The following is a 21,785-nucleotide window of genomic DNA, read 5'->3' as shown; positions in this document are numbered from 1 at the left end:
AATTATTTTCCGCGAAATGAATGCAACTTCCTTTCCAAAAAATTTGCCCTAAAAGCAGCAAAAAAACAAAAAACGCCTGAAATGTTTCAGACGTTTTATTAAATTAAATTTTAGCGCGGAAAATTTTAGTCACAGTTTCCGTCGGTGTCACAACTTTCACCTTCGTGAATGATTTTCAAACCTTTGTCGCCTTCTGCAAATTCCTGCCACGATTTTTCTAAAACCTCAGCAAAAACCGGTGTTGGCTGTGCGCCGGAAACACCGTATTTGTCATTAATAACGAAAAACGGCACGCCGCTGATTCCCATTTGGCGCGCCTGCAGCATATCCTGCGCCACCGCGTGACCGAATTCATCGGAAGAAAGTGCGGCTTTAATTTCATCTTCCGTAAAAGACAAAGATTTACCGATTTCAATTAAAGTGGCTTCATCATCAATATTTTTTCCGTCAACCAGTTGTGCTTTAAAAAGCGCTTCTTCAGCTTCATTTGCTAAACCTTTACTTTCCGCAAGTTTCACTAATAAGTGCGCGCGGTAAGAATTTGCCACTTTCTGATCATCGAAATTGAATGTTATTCCGGCATCTTTTCCGGCTTTGGAAACATGTGCGTGCATTTCTTGCGCTCGGTCTTTAGAAACACCTTTGGCTTCAGAAAAATAATCAAGCGAATTTTTTTCAGGCTGTGTTTTCAAGTTCGGATCGAGCTGAAAACTGTGCCACGTAACTTCAATATTTTCTCTGTTCGGAAAATTTTCCAAAGCGTTTTCAAAATTCTTTTTACCAACATAACAAAAGGGACATCTAATGTCGCTCCAAATATCTACTTTCATAACTTTTGTATTTAACTACACAAAGATAGCAATCGTAAAACCAATGGGATTGACCTAAGGTAAGAACGCTTTTAATTAAAACCCGAAAAATGCAGCACGAAATACCAGAAAGCTAAGGTCACAAATGAAAGCGGAATACCGATTCCCAGCATGAGATTACACAGTTTTGGTTCCAGACGGTGCGCTGCCGCAATAATTGCTGCGGTAACCATCGGGCCCATTGCAGATTCCAGAAATGAAATTTCAATGATGTCACCGCGCTGTTTTAAAACCAAAAAATAAAGGATGAAAATAAACGCCGGAAAAAGTAAAAGTTTAAATAAAAGCCCGAAAAAAAGCGGTTTTGCTTCGTTATTAAATTTCTGCCATTGCAGCTGACTTCCAACTGAAACCAACGCCAGCGGAACTGTGGTCGCACCCAATTTTGCAAAAACTTCATCAATTTCACTCGGAATTTCAACATTGAAGATATTTAAAGCAACAGCAACTGAAAAAGCAATAAATGGTGGAAATTTCAGAATTTTCTGTGTGAGTTCCGAAGCTGAATTTTTTCCGCCGGAATACACATTTGCTATTGTAATACCAAGCGTTGAAAGTGCGACAAACGAACCTGGCTGATCCACCAACATCACCGTTTTAATTCCGCTTTCGCCGTAAAGCGCCTGAATAACAGGAATTCCCACAAAAGAAGTGTTGCTGAAACCCGCGCATAAAATTAAAGCACCGATTAAGGATTTAGACCAACCGAGTTTTTTACCGAGAATGCTGAAAAACAATAGCGCCAGCAAAATGTTTAACCACGGCACCAACACCGGAAAAATCACCTGATAATTGAGCACAATTTTCGGGATATAATAAAGCGACAGCGCGGAAAGCGAAATGTTTACAACAAAAGAATTCAACGCGACATGGCCGTTTTCAGGAAAAAGTTTAAGCTTTCGCAAAATTATTCCGAGCAAAAGACACAGAAAAAGTAAAATTAAATTAGCCAAGTTTTAAACCTTTTAAGTTGTTTTTTAAAATGAAGAAAGGCTGAACTTTTTTAAATTTTCAGCCTTAATTGGGTATTTTATTTGATTTTACAACGACTCGCGGTAGGCTTTCCAGCCGGCGATTTTATAATGTAAAGCCGCCATTTCCGCATCATCAGCTTTGTAAACGCCGCGTCCCACGATGATAAAATCGGTTTTCAGATTGCGGAATGCGTGCTCCGGTGTATTATACTGCTGACCTTTTCCGTCGCCAGTGGTGTTAATGTTAATTCCAGGCGTGAAAAGCAAAAGTTCATTCGGGATTTGTCGTTGCGAAACACCGCCAAAAACATTCGGGTGCGCAACGGCAATTTTCGTGGCTTCGTCCTGATAATTTCGGTCTGTAAGAGTTCCTTTTGAGGACATTCCTAATATCGCAACCACACCCACATTTCGGAAACAGTCGAGCGAATCATAACCAGCTATAACTTGTGCCGTCACAAGATCTGCCCAGTTTGAGATTTTAAAAGTTCCATAGGCAAACTGCAGTTCTTGCGTATTTCCGATGTCCGCAAATTTTCGGTCTTCCATTAAAAGGAAATTGTGCTTGGTCGCAATATCCTTTAATTTCAAAATGGTTTCATCAGCATCAAAATCCAAAATAATATCGATATGCGTTTTCAGCGCCACGATATGCGGTCCGACCTTTTCCGCTAAATCGTGCAATTCCTGCGTCGTGGTAACATCTGCCGAAACAATTAGATTTGATTTTTTTTCAAGTGAAATTTGTAAAATCTTCTGGGCTACAGAATGTTCACAAACTTCCAATTTCTGCTCGTAAGAAAGCCTTTTTTCTTCATCGAATTTTACCACATTTCCGGTCAGGAAATCATTGATCCGTAAAACTTCGTCTTCATCAATATGACCTTCTGCGCGCAACATTTTGCAAACTTCAGAAATGGTGAACAAAGTATGGACGCGGTAACCTTTACTTTCCAAAAGTTCTTTACCGCCTTGCTGACGGTCCAGGACAACAATAATATCAGAAACGGTAATTCCTTCGTTTTCAATTTCTGGAATCGTTTCCAGCAAAGAAGCCCCGGATGTGATGACATCTTCCACCAAAAGACAGTTTTGACCTTTAGTAAAAATTCCTTCAATCAATTTTTTGGTACCGTGCTGTTTTGCTTCCTTTCTTTTGATAATCAATGGAATATAGCTTTCCAGAGACATTGCTGTCGCCATGGGTAAAGCTGCGTATGGAACACCACAAATCACATCGAAATTATCCAGCGGAAGCATATCCAAAAGATAATTGGCGAGTGATTTCAGGATTTTAGGATCCGAGGCGAGCGGACGCAAATCCACATAAAAAGGGCTTTCAATACCAGATTTCAGGGTAAATTTCCCAAATTTAATGATGCCGAGTTTGTAACACTCTAGAAAAAATTCTTTCTTAGTTTCCATGTATTTTTTTGTTGATGCACAAAGTTAATATTTTATCAGAAACAGGCACAGAGATTTCCGTGCCACCTTGCCTTCACAATTTTTAAATTTTCTATCTTTGAAAAACCGCAAAAAAAGGCGCTTTTAGCCGGTAATTTTTTTATAAAAACATTACCGCCTTCACGAAAAATTTAAAAACAAAAATATCCCGCTATGAAAGCAAAATTTTCTCTTTTTCTATTTCTGATTTCTTTTTTCGTCTTCGCGCAGGTGGAGGAAAAAAAGCTTGATGAACTTATTCAAAATACTTTAAAAACCTTCGATGTTCCGGGAATTTCTGTGGGTGTGGTGAAGGATGGAAAAGTTATTTATTCCAAAGGTTTTGGCGTGAGATCTTTAACTTCAAAAGAGAAAATGACCGACGAAACTTTGGTCGGAATCGCTTCAAACAGCAAAGGTTTTACAGGAACGGCGCTGGCGATTTTGGCTGATGAAGGAAAACTGAATTTCGATGACAAAGTCACCAAATACATCCCGGAATTTCAAATGTACGACCCGTATGTGACGCAAAACGTAACCATTAAAGATTTGATTACGCACCGCGCCGGTTTAGGTTTAGGTCAGGGCGATCTGATGTTTTTCCCGGAAGGTGGTAGTTTGAGCGTCAACGATATTATTCACAACGTGAGATATCTGAAGCCGGAAAATCCGTTCCGTACGACTTTAGATTATAACAATATCATGTTTATTGTTGCTGGCGAAGTTATTCACCGGGTAAGCGGACTTTCCTGGGCGGAATTTATTGAGCAGAGAATTTTGAAACCTGTCGGTATGACCTCAAGTTTCGGAAGTTACAACCGCGCAAAAGCATCGAATGTTTCCAACATTATCGAAGCACACGCGCCGGTTGACGGAAAAGCAATCGCCGTTCCGCACGACTGGAATGAAACTGCAAATGCAGCAGGCGGAATCATCAGCAATGTGAAAGATATGACGACCTGGGCAGAATTTTTAATGAATGGCTTCACCACAAAAGATGGTAAAAAACTGGTTTCGGATAAGCAAATTCAGCAATTATGGAATTTACAGATTTCTACGCCGGTTGCTTTAAAAAATCCGTATGACAGCAACTTCGGCGGTTACGGATTGGGTTGGTTTCTTACCGATGTTAAAGGTCACAAACAGGTGTATCACACCGGCGGTTTAATTGGTACGGTGACACAATTTACCTTAATTCCGGATATGAAACTCGGAATTGTGGTTCTCACCAACCAGCAAAGTGGTGCGGCCTTCAGCACGATCACCAATACCATCAAAGATTCTTACCTCAGCATGCCGGAAAAAGACTGGCTGAAAACATACGGCGACAGAATGGCGAAAGTAAATGCCGATTATGCTAAAGATAAAAAAGAGATTTTTGCGAAATCTGAAAACTTTAAAAAAGATAAAAATTGCCAGATTAAAAACGACCAAATCACCGGGACTTACAACGATCCTTGGTTTGGTGATGTTACCATTTCCCAAGACGGAAAAAACCTGCGTTTCGCAAGCAAAAATTCTCCGCGCTTAAAAGGTGAACTTTTGCCGTATTCGCCGAATGTAATGATTGTAAAATGGGACGACAGAAGTTACGATGCTGATGCTTTTGTAAATTTCGATTTGGATGAAAACGGAAAAGCAACCGGAATGAAATTAAAACCGATTTCTGATGTTACCGATTTCAGCTTTGATTTTGAAGATTTGGACTTGGTAAAGAAAAACTAAAAAATATACCAAAAAGCAGCCAAAAAAACCTCATCAATCTGATGAGGTTTTTTATTTAAATTTTCGAAGGTTCGTAGAAGAAAATGGGCTTCTTTTCAGCGCTGTGGAAATCCGACCAGGAATTGCCTTCGATCTCGAAACCCGCAACTCCACACGTTGGAAACATGAAAACGTCGTGTGCCATGCTGTTCGCGAAATTAGAAATTCCGTTGTTGTGCGAAAACATTGCGACGGTATTCAGATCGTCGGGCAAGTCGGTGACCAGAGATTCAAAATTGTTTTCCGAAGCGTTATACAGTTTCTGCATCGTTTCCACTTCCAGCTGATATTCTTTATTGAAAATTTCACAGGTTTTAAAGGCGCGCAGCGCTGGACTTGAGTAAAATTTATCGATTTCTATATTATTTTCTTTCAGGAATTTTGCCATTTTAGCGGCATTTTTTTCACCTTTTTCCGACAAAGGCCGGTCAAAATCATCTGTGTTTTCGGGCCAGTCGCTTTTAGCATGACGAACAAGTATTAATTTTTTCATTCCTTAATGTTTTTTAAAACAATAAAATTAATTAAAAATTGAAAACAAATCGGCCATTTTTTTTTAAATTAAAAGGTGAAACATTTAATTAAACAAAATGCTAAAACATTAAAATTCGGCGTTTTAAGCCGGTATTTTTTTAAATTTTGTGAACACAGTCAAATATTTGTAAATTTGCAGCTGATGTCACAAATTTTAGCCATTGATTACGGGAAAGCGCGCTGTGGTTTAGCTGCAACAGACGATATGCAAATTATTGCAAGCGGCCTGCAAACCGTTCCCACGAAAGAAATATTTTCTTTTTTGAAAAATTATTTTTCCCTGAATCGGGTAGAGCAAATTGTGGTGGGGCTTCCGACGGATCTGAAAGGAAATCTAAATGAAGTTGAAAAGGAAATTTTAAAATTCATCGAAAAGTTTAGAAACGAATTTCCCACCATTGAAGTTTCGAGGTTTGATGAGCGTTTTACTTCAAAAATGGCGTCTTTTGCAATTTCACAAAGTGGAAAAACAAAGAAAAAAAGAGAGGAAAAAGGGTTGATTGACAAAGTAAGTGCGACCATAATATTGCAGAATTTTTTAGAACAGAAACAGAGATGATTTTACCGATAAGAGCCTTTGGCGATGCCGTTTTACGAAAAATGTGTCACGATATTTCGCCCGATTATCCGGAACTGAATACGCTGATCGACAATATGTTTGAAACCATGCAAAGCGCCAGCGGCATTGGTTTGGCGGCGCCTCAGGTAGGTTTGGATATCCGGCTTTTTGTTGTGGACGTTTCGCCTTTGGCAGAAGATGAAGATTATGCCGATATTGCCGAGGAATTAAAGGATTTCCGCAAAGTTTTCATCAATGCAAAAATTTTGGAAGAAACCGGTGAAGAATGGAAATTCAATGAAGGTTGTCTTTCAATTCCCGACGTTCGCGAAGATGTAAAACGGAAAGAAACCATAAAAATCGAATATTTCGACGAAAATTTCGTTAAACATACCGACACTTTTTCGGACATGCGCGCGCGGGTTATTCAGCATGAATACGACCACATTGATGGAATTTTATTTACCGATCATTTAAGTGCACTGAAGAAAAAATTAGTGAAAGGAAAACTTATGAAAATTTCGCACGGCGACGTAGCGGTGAATTATAAAATGCGTTTTCCAAAGTAAATATTCAGCAAAAAACAGAATTTAAAATCAAAAAAAATAAACATATGCAGTTAGAAAAAATAATTTCAATTTCCGGAAAACCAGGACTTTATAAGCTTATTTCTCAGTTGAAAAGCGGCTTTATCGTAGAAGATGTAATTACCAAGAAAAAAGCCAGTATTTCTAATTCTTCACAGGTAAGCTTGTTGGACAATATCGCGATGTTTACTTTCGATAATGAAGTTCCGTTGTTCGATGTTTTCGAAAATTTGGCTAAAAATGAAGATTATAAAGAAACCATTTCTCACAAATCTTCCGAAGCGGAATTGAAGGAGTTAATGTCTAAATCTTTGCCGAATTACGATACCGAAAGAGTGTATGTTTCTGATATGAAAAAGCTTGCACAGTGGTATAATATCCTGCATAAAGCTGGTTACATTACGCCTGAAAGTTTCGTAAAAGCGGAAACTGCAGAAGAAACTCCTGCTGAAAATGAGGTAAAAACCGAAAAAACAGAAGCTAAAAAAGCGGCACCAAAAAAGGAAAAAACTACGACACCGAAAGTGAAAGCTGCAACGACATCACCGAAATCAGCGCCGAAAAGTACACACCGAAAAATGGGATAAACTCCTGTTTATAATGAAATTACCTTGTCAATTTGACAAGGTTTTTTGTTTAATTTGGCAAGATTAAATTCGTAATCCATACTTCATCTTCCATACCTAAAACTCAAAAAAATGAATTCCAGACAGGAAAAACTAGAAGCTTTCGGCAGATTGTTGGATATTATGGACGATTTGCGCGAAAAATGTCCGTGGGACCAAAAGCAGACTTTGCAGAGTTTAAGGCATTTGACCTTAGAAGAAGTTTACGAACTTTCCGACGCGCTGCTGACCGAAGATTTGCCCGAAATTAAAAAAGAACTCGGCGACGTTTTGCTGCATTTGGTTTTTTACGCGAAAATCGGTTCCGAAAAAAATAGTTTTGATATTGCTGATGTCATCAACTCTTTGAATGAAAAACTCATTTTCCGTCATCCGCATATTTATGGCGACGTACAGGTTCAGAATGAAGACGAAGTAAAGCAAAACTGGGAAAAACTTAAGCTTAAAGAAGGTAATAAATCCGTGCTTTCCGGAGTCACGAAGGGCACGCCAAGCTTGATTAAAGCTTACCGAATTCAGGATAAAGTGAAAGGAATTGGTTTTAAATTTGCGAACGCTGAAGACGCCTGGAAAAAAGTCGAGGAAGAATTAGCTGAATTTCACGCCGAAACGGAATTTGACAAAAAAGAGCAGGAATTAGGCGATATTTTTTTCTCGCTTGTAAATTACGCGCGAATTTTAGGAATTAATCCCGATTCCGCTTTGGAGCGAACCAATAATAAATTCATCAACAGGTTTCAGAAAATGGAAAATTTAGCTATAGATAAAAAGCAAAATTTAGCCGATTTATCCCTGGATAAAATGGATGAATTGTGGGAAGAAGCCAAGAAAAATGAATAAACCTTCGGCAATACCAAAGGTTTATTGATTAATAGCATTTCCACCTTTTGCTATGTCACTATTTTAGTTAAAATATTCGTGGTATTCGTCCATTGATTCTTTCAGTTCTTTTACGGTTTCATTGGCTTCGTCGCGGTTCGGCGCATTTTGCAGCTTCTTTAAATCCTGAATATGATCCGTTAACCAAACATGCAGAACGTCGTGAGATTTTCCTGTCATGGTGCAGCTTTTAACCAAATTGTCGTTTGCGGCAATTATATTGGTGGCAAGCATTTTATAATCACCATTTTCAGGTTTGTACTGTACCAGCGCGTCTTCCATTTCAGCGACGTACGGTTTCATTTCTTCGTTTACCGCCCATTTTTTTCCGTTGTCAAGCGTCAGTTCTGCTGAAGCGTCGTGATCATCAGATTTTTCCTCCGTTGCAGCGGAATGTTCGTCGTGTGAAGTTTGCTCTTTGTTCGACACCGCGTTTTCATCGGTTACCGTTTCTGCTTTTTTCTCGCAGGAAATCACGATGGACAGCGCAAAAAGTGCTGATAAAATTGCTTTTTTCATTTTATTAAAATTTTATGAGTTGTAAAAATTAGAAGCGCCGTAACTGCAATTCGGAAAGTCATGGCACCGACGGTTTTTGTTTCGTAAACTCCGCCATTATTGATGTGGAGAAAGAGAAATATAAATGCGATTACGAGAATGATTAAGGCAGAAATTAACGGATCTTTTGCCCATTTTTTTGTTTTTAAAATCCCAATAGCTGCCACAAAGTAGAGCACGCCGCAGACAAAATTTGCCCAGACGATAATTGGTACAAAATTTCCTTCTTTTTCGCGGATTCCAAACCAGTCGAAAAGCACGGAACTGCTCATGAACAGCGTAACACCGCCGAAAAGCAAGAGGAAAATGAGGAGTAAATTTCGTTTCATGATGGTTTCTTAAAGTTAGTTATATTAATTGAATTTTTCATTTGAATTTGGCCTTAGTTTGTTTCCTGTATCGTAAAACTAAGCAGCTGGTGACTACGACTCCAAATCGAAAAATAAATGCGAAATGTGAGCTTAAATATTTAAAACCAATATATTCAAGATGATCAAACAAGCCTTAAAAAAAACGCAACTCCGAAGAATTGCGTTTTAATATCTAAAAAAAATATTATTTATAAACCGAACTGTTTAGCGAATAAATCCGGGAAAACGCCCATCGCTACAAGCGCGACAACTACGAAAACCGCTACGATATTGTAAGTTAACGACACTTTTTCCGAAGTTTTAAAGCTGCTTTCTTTCGGGAAAAACATCGACATAATTAAACGGAGGTAATAAGCAATTGAAATTGCTGATCCTAAAACCGCGATTAAAACCAAAAACGGAGTTGTGTCGATTGCCTGTGCGAAGATTGCAAATTTTCCCATAAAACCTGCGGTTAATGGAATCCCGGCCATTGATAATAATGAAACAGTCGCTGTAACCGCTAAAATCGGTTCGGTGCGTGCTAAACCTCTAAAAGCGTTATACGAGGTTTCGCGTTTCAGTTTTTCAACCCAAATCAGACACATCATGACCCCAACTGTTGCTAACGAATAAGCGAATAAGTAAAACGCGAGATTGTAACTCGAAAGGCTGTTCATTCCGTAGAAAATGAGCGAAAGATAACCAACGTGCGAAACGGAAGAGTATGCCAACATTCTTTTCGCGTTGGTTTGCGCAAGTCCCATCACGTTCGCAAGGAATAAAGTAATGATGATTAAAACGCCGATGACGTTGATCCATTCTCCGGTAATTCCTAAGAAACCGATGGTCATCAGTTTAAAAAAGGCGAAAAAGGCCGATATTTTTACCACGGACATCATGAATGCGGTAATCAAAGAAGGCGAACCCTGGTAAACATCTGGACTCCACATGTGGAAAGGCGCCAGAGAAACCTTAAACGCCAAAGCGACTAACATTAAAACTGCTCCTAAAATGAACATCAAATCGTTCGGATTTTTAACTGCGAAAGCGTGGATGGTGTACAAATCAAAACTTCCGGTGCTGCCGTAAATTAAAGCAACGCCGAAAAGAAGGAATCCGGTTGCGAAAGCTCCCATCAGGAAGTATTTAATTGAAGCTTCGTTGGAACGTAAATCGGTTTTGTTGCTCCCAGCAAGGACATAAAGTGGAATGGAAAGAATTTCAATTCCCAGGAATAAAGTCACTAAATTCTGATAACCGAACAAAATAACACCGCCACAAAGCGAGAACAGCATTAAAGCATATAATTCTGACTGGTGACTGCGGTGATTGCTGAAGGCAAAACCGGCGATAAAAAACAGTAAAATGGTAATTACGATGGTAATTTTGGTGAATAGGGCGGCGTTTGCACCAAATTCATACATATTTTGGTATTGCGAAAAGAAAGCTAATTCCGGCAGGAAACTAACGTAAAAAGCAATCATCAGCCCCAGAATACTGATATAACGTGAAAATTTTCCCTGTTGAAAAACACCTGCAAAAAGCGCAACTAAGGCGGTAAGGAAAATAATGATTAAAACGCTCATTTAATTTAGATTTGAGATTTATAGATTTGAGAATCAGGATTTTCGTCCGGTATCTCCATCTCTTAATTTCTTGATTAGTTATTTTTAATTTAACATTGAAGAATAAATAAACTTCAATGAACTGCTCACCATTTCGATAATCGGTTGTGGAAAAATTCCCAACAGAATAACGAAAATTACCAAACTTGCCAAAACGGTAAACTCTACAGCATTTACATCGGTTGCAGTGGATAAAACCGCTTCGTCACCAGGACCGAACATTGCTTTTCCGTAAAATCTGAAAAGATAAACTGCAGAAAAAATCATCGTTAAGCCGGCAATAACTGCAGCGATAATGCTGTACTCGAAAATGGATTTAATTAAAATGAATTCGCCGACAAAACCGTTGGTTAGCGGAAGCGCGATGGAGCCCAATAAAATAATTAGGAAAAAAACAGCAAATTTAGGGGCAACTTTTGCCAAACCACCCATCTGGCGGATGTCGCGTGTTTTAAATCTTTTGTAAAGAATATCTGCGCAATAAAATAAGCCAACCACATTAATACCATGCGCGAAAGACTGAACTAAAGCACCTTCACCACCTGTGGTTACTACGGTTCCGTTCATCGTTAAAATAGCAGATGCCATAATTCCGGCCGTAATTAAACCAACGTGTGAAAGTGAAGAGTACGCGATAATTCGTTTTGAATCATTTTGAATAATCGCGATCAAAGCACCGTGAACAACTCCGATGATTGCCAAAACCAAAACTATTTTTCCGGAAAGTCCGAAAATAGGTTCCGGAGTTATCGGCAGCAAATATCTCAACATTCCGTAGACCGCCATTTTCAGCATAATTCCGGAAAGTAGCATGGAACCCTGTGTTGGTGAATAGGTGTATGTATCGGCCTGCCAGGTGTGGAAAGGGAAGATTGGTAATTTCACCGCAAAAGCAAAGAAAATAAACCAGAATATTACGGTCTGCGCACCGGAAGTTAAATCTGCATTATACAAATCTGTAAGCGCAAATGATGCGGAATGGGTGTACAAATAGATAAGCCCAATCAACATAAATAAAGAACCTACGAAAGTGAAAACAAAAAATCGGGTAGTGAACTGGATTTTTTTGTTTTCCTGACCCCAAATTCCGGCGATTAACCAAATTGGAATTAAAGTAATTTCCCAGAAAATATAGAAAAGTAAGCCATCTAAAGAGGTAAAAAGTCCAAGCAAGCCAAACTGCATCAATAAAATCAAGCCGTAGAACGTATTTTTGTAGCCCGGTTTTTCATTAAATGAGGACAGAATGATGATCGGTGTTAAAATATTGGTTAAAAGCACCATCAGCATGCTCATTCCATCAATGCCGAAATGCAGATTACTTTTGATATAATTGGACCATGGATAATTTATTTCGTACTGTAAAACACCATCGACAGTCGGTTTAAAATCGAAATCTGACAGCATATAGAAAGTAAGAAACATTTGCGCAAATGCAATTCCTAAGGCTAAAAATTTACTTGCGGGATTTTTCCACGCGAACACCAATGCTGAACCTACAAGAGGTAATAGTAGTAATGTTAATAATAGGTACGACATTTACTATTGTAATATAAAGTTAACGATTAAAATAATTCCCACGGCCAGAGACATGATGAGCACGTAGTTTTCTACGTTTCCGTTCTGAAGACGCTTAGCTGCGCGGCCGGAATCTTCAGCTCCGATACCGATATAATCCACAAATCTTTTCAGCACGCCTTTGTCGAACATATTGCCGCCGACACCAAGACCTTCAATGAATTTTACGAAAGTCACATTGTTCAATTCATCAAGATACAATTTGCGGTTTGAAAGTCTTTCCCAACCAGTATATTTTTCGTCCGGAAGCGCCATTTTTTTCTTGTTTACATAAATGTTTCTAACCAGAAACCAAACGACGAAAAACATCAGCACCGTTAAACCTAACAAAATCATTTCGGTCATGAACGGAACTTCGGCAAGTTCTACATCATACACGTAAATTATTTTTAACCAATCTGCAAGTTTCGCATAATCACCATGGCCGATGAAATGTGGTAAATTGATAAAACCACCAATCACCGTTAAAACTGCAAGTACGATAAGCGGTAAAGTCATATTTAAAGGACTTTCGTGGAGGTGATGTTCCTGTTCTTTAGTTCCGCGGAATTCACCATGGAAAGTCAGATAATATGCACGGAACATATAAGTTGCCGTCATAGCAGCAATCGCGAATAAAACTCCCCAAATAATTGGGCTTCTCGCGTACGTATTGGTAAGGATTTCATCTTTGGAAATCATTCCGGAAAGGAACGGAAAACCTGAAATTGCTAAAGTCCCAATAAGAAAAGTAATATGCGTAATCGGAATTTTACGTCTTAAACCGCCCATAAATCTCATATCCTGCTCGCCGCTCATCGCGTGAATTACCGAACCTGAACCTAAGAAAAGCAAAGCTTTAAAGAAAGCATGCGTCATCAGGTGGAACATCGCGGTGGTATAAGCTCCCACACCAACAGCAACGAACATAAATCCTAACTGAGAGACAGTTGAGTAAGCTAGAACTTTTTTAATATCATTTTGGCGCAAGCCGATAAATGCTGCAACTAATGCTGTTAATAATCCAACGAACAGTATTCCGTCCATCGTGGTTGGCGCCAGAGAAAACAGAAAATTTGACCGTACAACCAGGTAAATTCCCGCGGTAACCATTGTTGCAGCGTGGATTAATGCGGAAACCGGCGTTGGACCAGCCATTGCATCAGGAAGCCATGTAAATAAGGGAATCTGCGCCGATTTTCCCATCGCACCGATGAATAAACTCGCCGTAATAAAGATAATTACGGTAGAATCCAATTCAAATTTCCCGGAATTTTGAGCTACAGATAAATAATCAATAGCATTGGTTTGTGAAGCAATCATCAGGATTCCGATAATCATTCCCAAGTCACCAATACGATTCATGATAAATGCTTTTCGTGCTGCTGCGCCGTATTCTTTGTTTTTGTACCAGAAACCAATAAGTAAATAAGAACATAAACCTACACCTTCCCAACCGATGAAAAGAATTAAATAATTGCTTCCCATTACCAAAAGTAACATCATAAAGATGAAAAGATTCAGGTAAGAAAAGAATTTGTAAAATCCGTCGTCATCGTGCATATAGCCAATGGAGTAGAGGTGAATCAAAGAACCGATTCCTGTAATGATCATAACCATCATCAACGACAGCTGATCGATCTGGAAACCGAAATTCACCTGAACGCCGCTCACGCGGAACCATTCAAAAGCGCGCACGATAACCGGCTGCGAATCTGCTTCAAACTTAAAAAATAAGCTTAAAGCGATAAGAAATGAACCGAAAACTACTGCGGTGGCAACACCACCGACTAAATTTTTTGGCAGTTTTTTGCCGAAAAAACCGTTAAAAAGAAATCCTGCCAGAGGTAAAAGTATAATTGCGTAAACTAAATTTTCCATCTTCTATTATCCTCTTAATTTGTTAAAAATACTGATGTCTACAGATTTGGTATTTCGGTAAAGCATCGCGATAATCGCTAATCCAACCGCCACTTCCGCCGCCGCAACTACCATAATGAAAAATACCAGAATTTGACCGTTTCCGTCACCTTTATAGGAAGAAAAAGCCGCCAGCATCAGGTTTACTGAGTTCAGCATCAATTCCACACAACCTAAAATAATGATGGCATTTTTTCGGATCAAAACTCCTAAGACACCGAGGCAAAATAAGATGGAACTCAGAATAATAAAATATTCCAGTGGCACCGCCTGAATAAATGAATTTACTTCTCCCATAATTTATAAATCTTTTTTACCGATTAAAACAGCGCCTACAATACCGGCAAGAATGAGTATTGAAGCCAGTTCAAATGGTAAAACATATTCGTTGAACAATAATTTCCCAAGATTTTTGGTCAGACCTACAGAGCTGTCAGCACCTGTTCCGAAAGTTGTTTGGTTCAAACCTTTGAAAGCGCCTAAAATCCCAACCAATAAAATTCCGGCCGTAAAGACGCCAATAAATTTGGAAAGATTCTGCTTCTTGCTTTCGTCTTCTTTGTTCAAATTCAACATCATTAAAATGTAGAGGAACAAAACCATAATTGCTCCGGCATAAACAATGATCTGAACAATCCCGAGGAATTGCGCATTAAGCAAAATGTAAAGTGCAGCTATGGAAAAAAAGGTGATAATAAGGGATAAAATTGAATAAAGCGGATTTTTGGCAAAAACAAAATAAAAGCCGCTCGTAATGGCCAACAGGGCAACAACGAAAAAGATAATCTGCTCCATATTACTTAACTGTTTTCTTTTGCAATTCGCTTTGGCGCGCGGTGATGTCAACTCTTTCGTTGATTTTTTCAACCAGTTTGTCTTTTCCGTAAACAAAGCTTCCGCGGTTGGTTTCAACATCTACCAAACGGTCTGTTAAATAAATCGCAGATTTTGGACAGGCTTCTTCGCACAAACCACAGAAAATACATCTCAGCATATTTATTTCGTAGACTGAAGCATATTTTTCTTCACGGTAAAGGTGTTTTTCATCGCGGGTGCGCTCAGCAGAAGTCATGGTAATCGCTTCTGCAGGACATACTACGGCACAAAGTCCGCAGGCGGTGCATCTTTCGCGACCTTCTTCGTCACGTTTCAAAACGTGAAGCCCGCGCCAGAATTTAGTTCTTGGTTTTTCCTGTTCCGGATAAGAAAATACTTTTCCTTTTGGCCCTGCCAATGCATGTCGCATGGTAATTGCCATTCCCTTCAGGATTTCCGGGAGGTATAATTTTTCCATAAAAGTCATCTCTTTGTTCGAGACTACTTTCGATCTGTTTGTCAATTTCATATTGTAGGTTTTAACTCAACGAAAAGTTGGAAATAAAACTTCTTTTTAATTTGTAAAAAATACAATTACAGCAGCTGTAATAACTAAATTGCCTAATGCAAGCGGAATTAATGTTTTCCAGCCAAGGTGCATCAGTTGATCATATCGGAATCTTGGGATCGTCCAGCGAATCCACATGAAAATTAAAATCCCTATAATGACTTTGAATAACATTGCAAAAATACTCAAAACACCGGCAATATTTTCTCCCCAGTTTTCACCAACCCAGTTGATTCCGGGATAATTAAATCCACCAAAAAACAAGGTTACGATCAAGGCATTGGAAATGAACATATTTACATATTCACCAAACATATATTGGCCAAAGTTCATTGAAGAATATTCAGTCATATAACCGTTTACAAGTTCTGATTCACATTCAGGTAAATCAAAAGGGTGACGGTTGGTTTCCGCCATTGCAGCAACGAAAAATATAATAAAGGCTAAAGGCTGGTAAAAAATATTCCAATTCATACCATCCGCTGGAATCAAGCCCCAGATTTTTCCGGTTCCTTGGGAACCCGTAATCATATTTAAATCAAGACTGCCAGCCATCAAAATAATTGAAAGCAAAGAAAGTCCCATTGCCAATTCGTAAGAAATCATTTGCGAGGATGCACGAATTGCTCCAATTAAGGAATATTTATTATTCGAAGCCCAGCCGCCGATCATCATTCCGTAAACTCCGATTGAAACCATACCGATCAGATACAAAACTCCAACGTCAATATTCGCAACCTGGATGTCAAAAGAATTTCCGCCGATATTAAAGGATTTTCCCCATGGAATCACCGCTCCCGTAATCAGGGAAATAAACATGGTAATCGCGGGACCTACGTAAAAAAGAAAACGGTCCGCGCCCTGTGGTACAAAACCTTCTTTGAAGAACAGTTTTCCACCATCGGCTAAGGGCTGAAGAATTCCAAAAGGTCCGGCTCTGTTCGGCCCGATACGGTCCTGCAAAATTGCCGCAACTTTTCGCTCTCCCCAGGTGGAATAGGCTGCTACACCCAATGACACAGCAAAAAGGCTGACAACCAGTATAATTTTAAATGTAAGTAAATCCATGCTTATTTTTCGTCTTTTTCACTGATTTCTTTGGCGTCGGCATTGTCCAAAAGATTAATCATGTTTTTAGGTTTTTGATAATGGTTCAGAGAGATTACCGAATGTCTGTCGATATGTCTTGGACCTTCAATATTCCATCTCTTCACATCTTTTTTGTGGAATCTACATTCGTTACAGATCCAGTCCTGAACTTCGTCATACTGATCTTTTCTCGCCGTAACACGTATAACTTCTTCACCTTTCATCCAAAGCACCGCTTTTCCGGCGCATTTATCACACTCGCAAGATGCATTCACCGGTTTTGTAAACCAAACACGGCTCGCGAAACGTGCAGTTCTGTCGGTTAAAGCTCCAACCGGACAAACATCAATAACGTTTCCGATGAAATCGCTCTCTAAAGCTTTATTTAAATTGGTTGAAATTTCAGCATGTTCACCGCGGAATAAAATTCCGTGCTCACGGTTGTCAGTAAGTTGGTTCGCAACCAAAACGCAACGCGCGCACAAAATACAGCGGTTCATGTTAAGTTTGATGTACGGACCGATATCTTCCGGTTCAAAAGTTCTTCTTTCGAATTCAGTTCTTGTTGCTTCTACACCGTGTTCGTAACTCAAATCCTGCAAATGACATTCACCTGCCTGGTCACAAATAGGGCAATCCAGCGGGTGGTTAATCAATAAAAATTCAGTCACCGCGTGACGCGCTTCCTGAGTTTTTTCTGAGGTAATGTTTTTCACTTCCATACCGTCCATTACAGAAGTCCGGCAGCTTGCTACCAGTTTCGGCATAGGGCGCGAATCTGCTTCAGAACCTTTAGAAACTTCTACCAAACACGTTCTGCATCGTCCACCACTGTTTTCCAATGGTTTGTAGTAACACATTGCAGGCGGTACAGATTTTCCCCCTATTTGTCGTGCTGCTTCCAGAATCGAAGTACCCGGCAAAACCTCTGTGGTCTGGCCGTCGATGGTAATTTTAAATTTTTTTATTTCTTCGCTCATATAGGTCAGCTTTCAGCCTAAAGCTTTAAGCATTTGTCTTTTAATTAAACTTTTGGTTGTCTTACACCACGGTTAAAATTAACCTCTTTCAAAACAGAATATTTAAAATTCTGCCTGCTATTTCATTGTTTTTTTTGCATTTAGTAAAACTGAAAAATGACCTGTTTTAACGCCGAAAAAATTTAAGATATCATTAAAGTTTTCCTTTAATAAAAATTCCGGGCTGAAACGTGCTTTTTTTTCTTTTTTTAGCTAAAACTTATTTCCATTTATGAATTAACGTCTGCTTTTTCAGGCATCGGGATTGGGACATCATAATTTCCTATTCCATAATTTCCAGTTAATGCGTCCGGATTATCGATATACCATTCAAACTCATCACGGAAGTGACGGATTGCTGCTGCCACAGGCCACGCCGCAGCGTCACCAAGCGGACAAATCGTGTTTCCTTCAATTTTTCGCTGAACGTCCCAAAGCAAATCAATATCATTTCTTGTTCCCTGACCGCTCGCGATTTTCTTTAAAATTTTGAACATCCACGGCGTTCCTTCACGACATGGCGTACATTGACCGCAACTTTCGTGTGCGTAGAAATGCGAAAGAGACATCGTATGTTTCACCACGGACTGGTCTTCGTCTAAAACGATAAATCCACCTGAACCCATCATGGTTCCGGTTGCAAAACCACCTTCAGCCAAAGATTCGTAATTCATATAGCGCGGTTCGCCATTAATTGTTCTCAACAATAAATTCGCGGGAACAATTGGTACTGAACTTCCACCCGGAATACAGGCTTTCAATCTCTTACCGTTCGGGATTCCACCACAATATTCATCAGAATAAATAAATTCTTCCACAGTGATGGTCATATCTATTTCGTAAACTCCAGGTTTATTGATGTTTCCACAGGCAGAAATCAATTTTGTTCCGGTAGATCTTCCGACACCAATTTTAGCATATTCCGCTCCACCCAAATTAATGACTGGTACAACTGCGGCAATGGTTTCTACGTTATTCACCACGGTCGGGCAGGCCCAAAGACCTTTAACAGCCGGGAATGGCGGTTTTAAACGCGGGTTTCCACGCTTGCCTTCCAACGATTCCAAAAGTGCTGTTTCTTCACCACAAATGTAGGCGCCGGCGCCACGGTGAACATAAATTTCTAAATTATATCCGGTTCCCTGGATGTTATTTCCTAAAAATCCAGCGGCTTTTGCTTCTTCAATCGCAGCTTCCAGAATGTCCGGAATCCAGGAATATTCACCACGAATGTAGATGTACGCGGTGTTTGCACCCAAAGCGTAAGAAGAAACAATCATTCCTTCGATCAAAAGATGCGGAATATATTCCATCAAATACCGGTCTTTGAAAGTTCCGGGTTCAGATTCATCAGCATTTACAACTAAATATCTTGGTACGCCTTCGGGTTTTGCCAAAAAGCTCCATTTTAAACCAGTTGGGAAACCTGCGCCGCCACGTCCTCTTAAACCGGAAGTTTTCACCTCTTCGGTGATCGCGTCTGGTTCCATTTTCAGGGCTTTTTCCACAGATTCGTAGCCACCGTGTTTACGGTAAACATCGAAAGTGCGGATGCCTTCTACATGTGCGTGCTTAAGTAAAAGTTTTTTACTCATCAGTTTTATAAATTAATCCAAAGCAAGCGCGCCCTGTCTGCATAGCTCCAGGATTTCGTCTACTTTTTCTTTCGTTAAATGTTCGTGATAAAATTTGCCGAGCTGCATCATCGGTGCATAACCGCAGGCGCCAAGACATTCCGCCGTTTTCAGCGTGAATAAACCGTCTGCTGTGGTTTCACCGTTTTCAATATGAAGCGTTTCTTTGATGTGGCGGATGATTTCATCGCTGCCGTTCAGCATACAAGGTCCCGTTTGGCAAACTTCTAAAACATATTTACCCACAGGTTTCATGTTGAACATGCTGTAAAATGTCGCCACTTCATACACTTCAATGGGTTGAATTTCTAAAAGTTCAGCCACATAATCCATCACAGGAACCTGAAGCCAACCACCGAATTCTTTCTGTGCTAAATGCAACACCGGAATCAATGCGGATTTTCTGTGCTGTGCCGGATATCGCTCGGTTATTTTTTGAACCTGAGCTAATGTTTCAGGTTGAAAAGCTATATTTTCGCTCACTTTATATATTTTATATTCTAAGTTTCAGCAGGCTGAATCTTACTTTATACTTTATTTTTTACCGCCTAAAACGGCATTTTTTCCTGAATTCTAATTTTTTTTAAACTGTCTAAAAAATGATATTTAAAAAATTTGGCCTTTAAAGCCGGTATTTTTTTAAATTTTTATGCGTCCAGTTCGCCGGCAATTACATTCATACTACACATCGTTACAATCGCGTCTGATATCGGTCCGCCTTTGATCATTTCCGGGTAAGCCTGGTAATAAATGAAACACGGTCTTCTAAAATGCAGACGATATGGGCTTCGTCCGCCATCGCTTACAAGATAGAAACCTAATTCGCCGTTACCGCCTTCCACGGCATGATATACTTCACCTTTTGGAATATCGGTTTCGCCCATCACGATTTTAAAGTGGTAAATCAATGCTTCCATTTTAGTGTAAACGTCTGCTTTTTCCGGTAAATAAAATTCCGGTACATCTGCGTGGAACGGACCGTCCGGTAAATTTTTGTAAGCCTGTTCGATAATCTTCAAACTTTCCCAAACTTCCTGCTGACGCACCATAAAACGATCATATGTATCACCGGAAGTTCCGACCGGAATTATAAAATCGAAATCCTGATAAGAAGAGTAGGGATCAGCAACGCGCACGTCATAATCAACGCCTGTCGCACGTAAATTTGGTCCGGTAAAACCGTAGCTTAAAGCGCGTTCTGCTGAAATTGGTCCGGCTTTAATGGTCCGGTCCATGAAAATTCTGTTTCTTTCATTCAAAGCACAGAATTCACTGAAAATTTTCGGGAATTTCTTTAACCAATCCTGAAGAAATTCGTGGAATTTAGGCGTGAAATCTCTTTCGAAACCACCGATTCTTCCCATGTTTGTGGTTAATCTTGCACCACAAACTTCTTCATACATATTGTAAATCTTTTCTCTTTCCTGGAAAAGATAGGTTAATCCTGTAATTGCACCTGCATCCATTGCGATAACACCGTTACAGATCAGGTGATCGGAAATCCTTGCAAGCTCCATCATAATCACCCGCATATAATCTACGCGTTTCGGCATTTCAATACCGATGAGTTTTTCTACTGTCATGTGCCAACCCATGTTGTTGATGGGCGCTGAACAGTAGTTCATACGGTCTGTAAGCGTAGTGATTTGAGTGAAACTGCGTCTTTCTGAAATTTTCTCAAAAGCACGGTGAATGTATCCGATCGTTTGCTCGGAATGCAGAATTTTCTCACCATCCATGGTCAGAACATTCTGGAAAATACCGTGGGTCGCCGGGTGCGTAGGACCAAGGTTCAGGGTGTACAGCTGTCCGTCGATATGATCGCTGGATTCCTGCTGACTGAGTATATTAGAGAGTGCGTTATCTTTCATAATAAAAAATGGCTTAAGCTTATTTCTTAAGCATTAAATTAATTATCGGCCAAACATTTTATCATCTTTGTCCGTTCTGGTGCCGTCTTCCAGGCGATATTCCTTCAACATCGGATGATAATCCATATCTTCCACGTTTAGGATCACACGTAAATCGGGATGACCTTTAAATTTAATTCCGAAAAATTCGAAGGTTTCTCTTTCCATCCAGTTCGCGCCGGCATAAAGGTCGGTCAGGGTGTCTACCTCCGCGTTTTCGCGCGGCATAAAGGCTTTCAAACGAATTCTGAAATTCGTTCTCATATTATGCAAATGGTAAATAACACCGATTTCTTTTTCGGGAATTTCCGGGTAATGAATGCCGGTAATATCGGTAAGAAAGTCAATTTGAAGCGAAGAATCTCGAAGGTGATGAATCACTTTTTTGATGTCTTCTTTCTTAATTTCTAAAGTTAAAAAATCGTAAGGTGTAGCGTAAGAAATCAGCGATTCGGGAAATTCTCTGGTAATCGCTTCGAGCACAAATTCGTTTGTCATTCC

At 39.6% G+C, this 21,785-nt stretch carries 23 protein-coding genes; 5 read left to right on the top strand and 18 right to left on the bottom strand.

What is annotated here, in order from left to right; genetic code table 11:
* Positions 1–125: 125 nt before the first annotated feature.
* The 3 genes from OA84_RS09935 to pyrF form a co-directional block, all read right to left on the bottom strand.
* Positions 126–830, bottom strand: a complete 705-nt coding sequence (locus tag OA84_RS09935; protein ID WP_039345454.1) for a DsbA family oxidoreductase — start codon at positions 828–830, stop codon at positions 126–128.
* Between the two features lie 71 nt (positions 831–901).
* The gene (locus OA84_RS09930; RefSeq protein WP_039345451.1) at positions 902–1,822 is read right to left on the bottom strand and encodes an AEC family transporter; all 921 of its coding nucleotides are present in this window, start codon (positions 1,820–1,822) and stop codon (positions 902–904) included.
* Positions 1,823–1,909: 87 nt separating this feature from the next.
* Positions 1,910–3,268 (bottom strand): orotidine-5'-phosphate decarboxylase, encoded by a 1,359-nt coding sequence (gene pyrF, locus OA84_RS09925; RefSeq protein WP_039345448.1) that lies wholly within the window; start codon positions 3,266–3,268, stop codon positions 1,910–1,912.
* Between the two features lie 192 nt (positions 3,269–3,460).
* Here pyrF and OA84_RS09920 point away from each other — a divergent pair, with 192 nt between their 5' ends.
* Positions 3,461–5,011, top strand: a complete 1,551-nt coding sequence (locus OA84_RS09920) for a serine hydrolase (RefSeq protein ID WP_039345445.1) — start codon at positions 3,461–3,463, stop codon at positions 5,009–5,011.
* Positions 5,012–5,066: 55 nt separating this feature from the next.
* Here OA84_RS09920 and OA84_RS09915 read toward each other — a convergent pair whose 3' ends face one another.
* Positions 5,067–5,543: a SixA phosphatase family protein gene (locus tag OA84_RS09915; protein ID WP_039345441.1), complete on the bottom strand. Its 477-nt coding sequence runs from the start codon at positions 5,541–5,543 to the stop codon at positions 5,067–5,069.
* 183 nt (positions 5,544–5,726) lie between these two features.
* On the opposite strand from OA84_RS09915, the gene ruvX reads away from it, so the two are divergent.
* From ruvX to mazG, 4 genes are all read left to right on the top strand, one after another.
* A complete protein-coding gene (ruvX, locus tag OA84_RS09910) occupies positions 5,727–6,143 on the top strand; it encodes a Holliday junction resolvase RuvX (protein ID WP_039346050.1) in 417 nt (138 codons plus the stop codon).
* Positions 6,140–6,712 carry a peptide deformylase gene (def, locus tag OA84_RS09905; protein ID WP_039345437.1) on the top strand — a complete coding sequence of 191 codons (573 nt, stop codon included), beginning with the start codon at positions 6,140–6,142 and terminating at the stop codon, positions 6,710–6,712. The genes ruvX and def overlap by 4 nt, the downstream gene beginning before the upstream one ends.
* A 44-nt stretch (positions 6,713–6,756) precedes the next feature.
* Positions 6,757–7,317 (top strand): DUF5606 family protein, encoded by a 561-nt coding sequence (locus OA84_RS09900; RefSeq protein ID WP_039345434.1) that lies wholly within the window; start codon positions 6,757–6,759, stop codon positions 7,315–7,317.
* Positions 7,318–7,428: 111 nt separating this feature from the next.
* Positions 7,429–8,196, top strand: coding sequence for a nucleoside triphosphate pyrophosphohydrolase (gene mazG / locus OA84_RS09895; protein ID WP_039345430.1), 768 nt, complete (start codon positions 7,429–7,431; stop codon positions 8,194–8,196).
* A 63-nt stretch (positions 8,197–8,259) separates the two neighbouring features.
* Here mazG and OA84_RS09890 read toward each other — a convergent pair whose 3' ends face one another.
* The 14 genes from OA84_RS09890 to OA84_RS09825 all read right to left on the bottom strand — a co-directional run bounded on the left by OA84_RS09890 (position 8,260) and on the right by OA84_RS09825 (position 21,782).
* Positions 8,260–8,754: a hypothetical protein gene (locus OA84_RS09890; RefSeq protein ID WP_039345428.1), complete on the bottom strand. Its 495-nt coding sequence runs from the start codon at positions 8,752–8,754 to the stop codon at positions 8,260–8,262.
* On the bottom strand, positions 8,751–9,122 hold the full coding sequence (locus OA84_RS09885) for a hypothetical protein (protein WP_039345426.1): 372 nt from the start codon (positions 9,120–9,122) through the stop codon (positions 8,751–8,753). The genes OA84_RS09890 and OA84_RS09885 overlap by 4 nt, the downstream gene beginning before the upstream one ends.
* Before the next feature lie 230 nt (positions 9,123–9,352).
* Positions 9,353–10,732, bottom strand: a complete 1,380-nt coding sequence (locus tag OA84_RS09880; RefSeq protein WP_039345423.1) for an NADH-quinone oxidoreductase subunit N — start codon at positions 10,730–10,732, stop codon at positions 9,353–9,355.
* A gap of 84 nt (positions 10,733–10,816) precedes the next feature.
* On the bottom strand, positions 10,817–12,310 hold the full coding sequence (locus OA84_RS09875; RefSeq protein WP_039345420.1) for a complex I subunit 4 family protein: 1,494 nt from the start codon (positions 12,308–12,310) through the stop codon (positions 10,817–10,819).
* Positions 12,311–12,313: 3 nt separating this feature from the next.
* On the bottom strand, positions 12,314–14,209 hold the full coding sequence (gene nuoL, locus OA84_RS09870; RefSeq protein WP_039345417.1) for an NADH-quinone oxidoreductase subunit L: 1,896 nt from the start codon (positions 14,207–14,209) through the stop codon (positions 12,314–12,316).
* 6 nt (positions 14,210–14,215) lie between these two features.
* Complete coding sequence (gene nuoK / locus OA84_RS09865) at positions 14,216–14,545, bottom strand: NADH-quinone oxidoreductase subunit NuoK (protein ID WP_039345415.1); 330 nt, start codon at positions 14,543–14,545, stop codon at positions 14,216–14,218.
* A gap of 3 nt (positions 14,546–14,548) precedes the next feature.
* Complete coding sequence (locus OA84_RS09860; RefSeq protein ID WP_039345412.1) at positions 14,549–15,043, bottom strand: NADH-quinone oxidoreductase subunit J family protein; 495 nt, start codon at positions 15,041–15,043, stop codon at positions 14,549–14,551.
* A 1-nt stretch (position 15,044) separates the two neighbouring features.
* Positions 15,045–15,593, bottom strand: coding sequence for a NuoI/complex I 23 kDa subunit family protein (locus tag OA84_RS09855; protein ID WP_039345409.1), 549 nt, complete (start codon positions 15,591–15,593; stop codon positions 15,045–15,047).
* 45 nt (positions 15,594–15,638) lie between these two features.
* Complete coding sequence (nuoH, locus tag OA84_RS09850) at positions 15,639–16,700, bottom strand: NADH-quinone oxidoreductase subunit NuoH (protein ID WP_039345406.1); 1,062 nt, start codon at positions 16,698–16,700, stop codon at positions 15,639–15,641.
* Positions 16,701–16,702: 2 nt separating this feature from the next.
* The gene (locus OA84_RS09845; RefSeq protein ID WP_039345404.1) at positions 16,703–17,701 is read right to left on the bottom strand and encodes a 2Fe-2S iron-sulfur cluster-binding protein; all 999 of its coding nucleotides are present in this window, start codon (positions 17,699–17,701) and stop codon (positions 16,703–16,705) included.
* A 269-nt stretch (positions 17,702–17,970) separates the two neighbouring features.
* Positions 17,971–19,335 (bottom strand): NADH-quinone oxidoreductase subunit NuoF, encoded by a 1,365-nt coding sequence (nuoF, locus tag OA84_RS09840; protein WP_039345401.1) that lies wholly within the window; start codon positions 19,333–19,335, stop codon positions 17,971–17,973.
* Positions 19,336–19,347: 12 nt separating this feature from the next.
* Positions 19,348–19,857 carry an NADH-quinone oxidoreductase subunit NuoE family protein gene (locus tag OA84_RS09835; RefSeq protein ID WP_039345398.1) on the bottom strand — a complete coding sequence of 170 codons (510 nt, stop codon included), beginning with the start codon at positions 19,855–19,857 and terminating at the stop codon, positions 19,348–19,350.
* Positions 19,858–20,021: 164 nt separating this feature from the next.
* Complete coding sequence (locus OA84_RS09830; protein ID WP_039345394.1) at positions 20,022–21,245, bottom strand: NADH-quinone oxidoreductase subunit D; 1,224 nt, start codon at positions 21,243–21,245, stop codon at positions 20,022–20,024.
* Positions 21,246–21,287: 42 nt separating this feature from the next.
* Positions 21,288–21,782, bottom strand: a complete 495-nt coding sequence (locus OA84_RS09825; RefSeq protein ID WP_039345392.1) for an NADH-quinone oxidoreductase subunit C — start codon at positions 21,780–21,782, stop codon at positions 21,288–21,290.
* Between the last annotated feature and the right edge of the window lie 3 nt (positions 21,783–21,785).

It is taken from the genome of Kaistella solincola (assembly GCF_000812875.1).
GTDB lineage: Bacteria > Bacteroidota > Bacteroidia > Flavobacteriales > Weeksellaceae > Kaistella > Kaistella solincola.
Note: the sequence above shows the minus strand (reverse complement) of the source record. Positions and strands in the feature narration are given on the sequence as shown.

What these genes read in the sequence shown, in the direction of transcription:
- OA84_RS09890 (WP_039345428.1), bottom strand. Translation starts at nt 8,754, where the DNA reads ATGAAAAAAGCAATTTTATCAGCACTTTTTGCGCTGTCCATCGTGATT.
- OA84_RS09880 (WP_039345423.1), bottom strand. Translation starts at nt 10,732, where the DNA reads ATGAGCGTTTTAATCATTATTTTCCTTACCGCCTTAGTTGCGCTTTTT.
- OA84_RS09885 (WP_039345426.1), bottom strand. Translation starts at nt 9,122, where the DNA reads ATGAAACGAAATTTACTCCTCATTTTCCTCTTGCTTTTCGGCGGTGTT.
- OA84_RS09860 (WP_039345412.1), bottom strand. Translation starts at nt 15,043, where the DNA reads ATGGAGCAGATTATCTTTTTCGTTGTTGCCCTGTTGGCCATTACGAGC.
- mazG (WP_039345430.1), top strand. Translation starts at nt 7,429, where the DNA reads ATGAATTCCAGACAGGAAAAACTAGAAGCTTTCGGCAGATTGTTGGAT.
- nuoK (WP_039345415.1), bottom strand. Translation starts at nt 14,545, where the DNA reads ATGGGAGAAGTAAATTCATTTATTCAGGCGGTGCCACTGGAATATTTT.
- pyrF (WP_039345448.1), bottom strand. Translation starts at nt 3,268, where the DNA reads ATGGAAACTAAGAAAGAATTTTTTCTAGAGTGTTACAAACTCGGCATC.
- OA84_RS09825 (WP_039345392.1), bottom strand. Translation starts at nt 21,782, where the DNA reads ATGACAAACGAATTTGTGCTCGAAGCGATTACCAGAGAATTTCCCGAA.
- OA84_RS09855 (WP_039345409.1), bottom strand. Translation starts at nt 15,593, where the DNA reads ATGAAATTGACAAACAGATCGAAAGTAGTCTCGAACAAAGAGATGACT.
- OA84_RS09920 (WP_039345445.1), top strand. Translation starts at nt 3,461, where the DNA reads ATGAAAGCAAAATTTTCTCTTTTTCTATTTCTGATTTCTTTTTTCGTC.
- nuoF (WP_039345401.1), bottom strand. Translation starts at nt 19,335, where the DNA reads ATGAGTAAAAAACTTTTACTTAAGCACGCACATGTAGAAGGCATCCGC.
- OA84_RS09915 (WP_039345441.1), bottom strand. Translation starts at nt 5,543, where the DNA reads ATGAAAAAATTAATACTTGTTCGTCATGCTAAAAGCGACTGGCCCGAA.
- def (WP_039345437.1), top strand. Translation starts at nt 6,140, where the DNA reads ATGATTTTACCGATAAGAGCCTTTGGCGATGCCGTTTTACGAAAAATG.
- OA84_RS09830 (WP_039345394.1), bottom strand. Translation starts at nt 21,245, where the DNA reads ATGAAAGATAACGCACTCTCTAATATACTCAGTCAGCAGGAATCCAGC.
- OA84_RS09845 (WP_039345404.1), bottom strand. Translation starts at nt 17,701, where the DNA reads ATGAGCGAAGAAATAAAAAAATTTAAAATTACCATCGACGGCCAGACC.
- ruvX (WP_039346050.1), top strand. Translation starts at nt 5,727, where the DNA reads ATGTCACAAATTTTAGCCATTGATTACGGGAAAGCGCGCTGTGGTTTA.
- OA84_RS09900 (WP_039345434.1), top strand. Translation starts at nt 6,757, where the DNA reads ATGCAGTTAGAAAAAATAATTTCAATTTCCGGAAAACCAGGACTTTAT.
- nuoH (WP_039345406.1), bottom strand. Translation starts at nt 16,700, where the DNA reads ATGGATTTACTTACATTTAAAATTATACTGGTTGTCAGCCTTTTTGCT.
- OA84_RS09875 (WP_039345420.1), bottom strand. Translation starts at nt 12,310, where the DNA reads ATGTCGTACCTATTATTAACATTACTACTATTACCTCTTGTAGGTTCA.
- nuoL (WP_039345417.1), bottom strand. Translation starts at nt 14,209, where the DNA reads ATGGAAAATTTAGTTTACGCAATTATACTTTTACCTCTGGCAGGATTT.
- OA84_RS09935 (WP_039345454.1), bottom strand. Translation starts at nt 830, where the DNA reads ATGAAAGTAGATATTTGGAGCGACATTAGATGTCCCTTTTGTTATGTT.